This window comes from Synechococcus sp. R6-10 (assembly GCF_047461815.1).
GTDB lineage: Bacteria > Cyanobacteriota > Cyanobacteriia > Thermostichales > Thermostichaceae > Thermostichus.
This window is the reverse complement of sequence record NZ_JANSHW010000762.1, coordinates 1-2,661: the sequence shown is the minus strand read 5'-3', so window position 1 is coordinate 2,661 and position 2,661 is coordinate 1. Positions and strand designations below refer to the sequence as shown.

General features: G+C 57.3%; 3 protein-coding genes. All 3 read right to left on the bottom strand.

Going from position 1 to position 2,661, the window contains the following annotated elements; genetic code table 11:
• Positions 1 to 71: 71 nt before the first annotated feature.
• The 3 genes from NW837_RS15900 to NW837_RS15890 all read right to left on the bottom strand — a co-directional run bounded on the left by NW837_RS15900 (position 72) and on the right by NW837_RS15890 (position 2,306).
• Complete coding sequence (locus tag NW837_RS15900; RefSeq protein ID WP_414332699.1) at positions 72 to 1,472, bottom strand: glycosyltransferase; 1,401 nt, start codon at positions 1,470 to 1,472, stop codon at positions 72 to 74.
• A gap of 256 nt (positions 1,473 to 1,728) precedes the next feature.
• Positions 1,729 to 1,845, bottom strand: coding sequence for a photosystem II reaction center X protein (locus NW837_RS15895; RefSeq protein ID WP_011432450.1), 117 nt, complete (start codon positions 1,843 to 1,845; stop codon positions 1,729 to 1,731).
• A gap of 104 nt (positions 1,846 to 1,949) precedes the next feature.
• Entirely contained in the window at positions 1,950 to 2,306 is a 357-nt protein-coding gene (locus NW837_RS15890; RefSeq protein WP_011432451.1) for a ferredoxin-thioredoxin reductase catalytic domain-containing protein, read from the bottom strand.
• Positions 2,307 to 2,661: the final 355 nt, after the last annotated feature.

The following is a 2,661-nucleotide window of genomic DNA, read 5'->3' as shown; positions in this document are numbered from 1 at the left end:
TAGAGCAGAACAGGCTCAGGGCTACTGAAAGCCCGCTCCGTACCGCTTAGCGGTCGGAGCCGGGTAGTTTACTATCCCTTAAAGCGCTTGAGGGCAAAGCCACAGATCTGCAGCAGCCGCAGCCCCTCTCGCACATGGTGAATGTTGGAGCGACCATAGGTTCTGGGGAAATAGCGCACGGGGATATCCAGGATCTTCAGGGTGCGCTTGGCGGATCCCAGCAACAGGTCAAAATCTCCAAACGGGTCGAAGTCGCCCCACTCTTGGCGTAGCCTGGCAATCTGCTGGTAATCCTCCCGCCACAGGGCCTTGGTGCCACAGAGGGAATCTTTGATGCGGATGCCGAGAATGTAGGAGAGGAGAGCGGCAAAAAAACGATTGGCCCATTGGTTCAGCCGAGGCATTGCCTCCGGTTTCAGGGGGTAGATAAGGCGACAGCCATTGGCAAAGTCGCACCGCCCAGAAGCCACAGCCCGGAAAAACTTGGGCATGTCCTCTGCCTGTACCGTCAAATCGGCATCGAGGATGATCAACACATCCCCTGTAGCGGCGGCTAGCCCCTTGCGCACCGCATCCCCCTTGCCCTTGCCCTCCTGCCGTAGAGCCCGGATATTGCGGATCCCTTGGTATTCCGCCTGTACCCGCTGGATCTCGGCCCAAGTCCCGTCGCTGGAATGCCCCTCCACAAAAATGATCTCGGTGCGGGATCCCATCTCGGGCAAATGTTCCACGCAGCGGCGGATGTTGCCCGCTTCATTCCGAGCCGGAATCACCACGGTGCAGGAAGGCTGCTGCTCAGGGGGGGGATCCCAGGCAGGGTCGGGCTGCAGGCGAGCGATCGTGTACTCTGTCAGGCAGAGGGCGTTGATCCCGGGCAATGGGGCAATCACCCGGTTGATCACAGTCGAAAGGAACGGGATCCGCCGCGGCAACAACAGCCGCTTGCCCTGCTGAATGACCTCGTATCCTGCCAAGTGCAGCAGGTTGGCCACATCGGCTGCCGATAACCAGTTGGCTGCCGGCAGAGGCATCCGTTGCTTCAGAGCGGTTGCCAAGCCCAGAATCGGCTCCCAGAGCGGGTTGTGGTGGGAGAGGATCAGGCGGGTGCGTGGGGTACAGAAGCGGCGCAACTGCTGGAGAACCTGCTGGATGTCGGCCAGGTAGCCCAGGGTATTGACGAGCAAGATCACATCAAAAGGCTCCGCCAAGACGGGATCCCCTTTGTCCAGCGTGTGGGCATCTTGCACCCGGAAATGGAGATGGGGAAACTCTGCCTGAGCTTGGGCAACAATGTCCGCATCCCGGTCGATCCCCACCCCGAAGCTGGGCTGCAAGGCATTGAGCAGGGATCCCGTGCCGGAACCAATCTCCAAGATGCGCAAACCGGCAGGGACAAAAAAGCGATGCAGCCGCTCCAGATCCTCGTGGTAGTAGCGGTTTTTTTGCCGCCAGTAATACAAGGGGTGGGTCAACGCTGGCAAGGGATCCCTGGGGTATCGCTGGATAGTCTTCGATCATAAGGTGTGATCGTTTGCAACAACGGCTTCAAGCACCTTAGATCTCAATCTGTTGGTCACCCAACCCAGCTGGATCCCCGACAACAGGGGCGAAGCCCTCCAGCGATTGCGTACCGCAGCCACATCTTGCCACCCCAGTCTCTCCCCACCCAGCGATAGCAGTACAGGGAAAAGGGAAGCATTGGCGGGCAAGTGCCAACGAGCGGGGATCTCAGCGACGACGCACTTTATCCCTTTGGCTGACAAAGATGATGGCGCCAAAGAGAGCCCCCAGCACAACTGCACCAGCCACCAAGCTCCAGAGGAAGTTAGCAAGTGAGGGAGTCATAAAAGCGTTTCCTCCTCGTGCAAATAACCATTGCCCAACGGCTTTTCGATTATACCGAGCCCTGTCACCCTTCCAAAGCCTGCCTTTGTCCCTGCCGGGCGCTGTCATTTGGTAGTTTGGTATTCCAGGGGCACCTCCTCTAGGGTTTGGCTCTTGCCGGCAAAGGGGTTATCCGGCGTTAAGAACAGCATACAGTGACATTCCTTTCGCTCCCGCATGGGTACACAGGGGCAATTCCAATAGCCTGCTTTTGCTTCTGCCTCTTTGTCTTCATAAAAACGACAGGGACACAGCGGGGCGCCCAATTGCTCTTTGTGCAGAGCCAAGCCTTCGATCACCGCCGTCGTAATTGATGGATCCGAGCAGAAAAAGGTCTCGGAGCGTTTGGCGTAGGTTTCTGCGAAATGCCGCATCAACTCAAAGCTCTTCTGTGAGGACTTTTTGTAACCACGACTTTCCATGACGATTCCCAAAAGTGGAACTAACCGGCTGTTGCTAGCAATGGGGTTCACAGCTTTTTCCGACGACGCCTCCCGAAGCCAGTACAGACGTGTAGGGGGCCGGGATTCTATTAACTCCACAGATAACTCCACAGACCTCCCACAACGTCGAGAAAAGCTGTATCTCGCTCTTCGTTGTACAGCAGACCTCTAGGCAGGACAAAAGATTATGCCCTTGCTGTTACACAAGGCAACATCTAGGGGCCGTAGCAAGAGCCAGCCTTGGCGTACTCTACAGAATACCTTGACATCCTCCCCGGCCTGAAGGCCGGAGATTCCTACCACGCTGCGCATGGATGGCTCCTTGCGCAGTCGT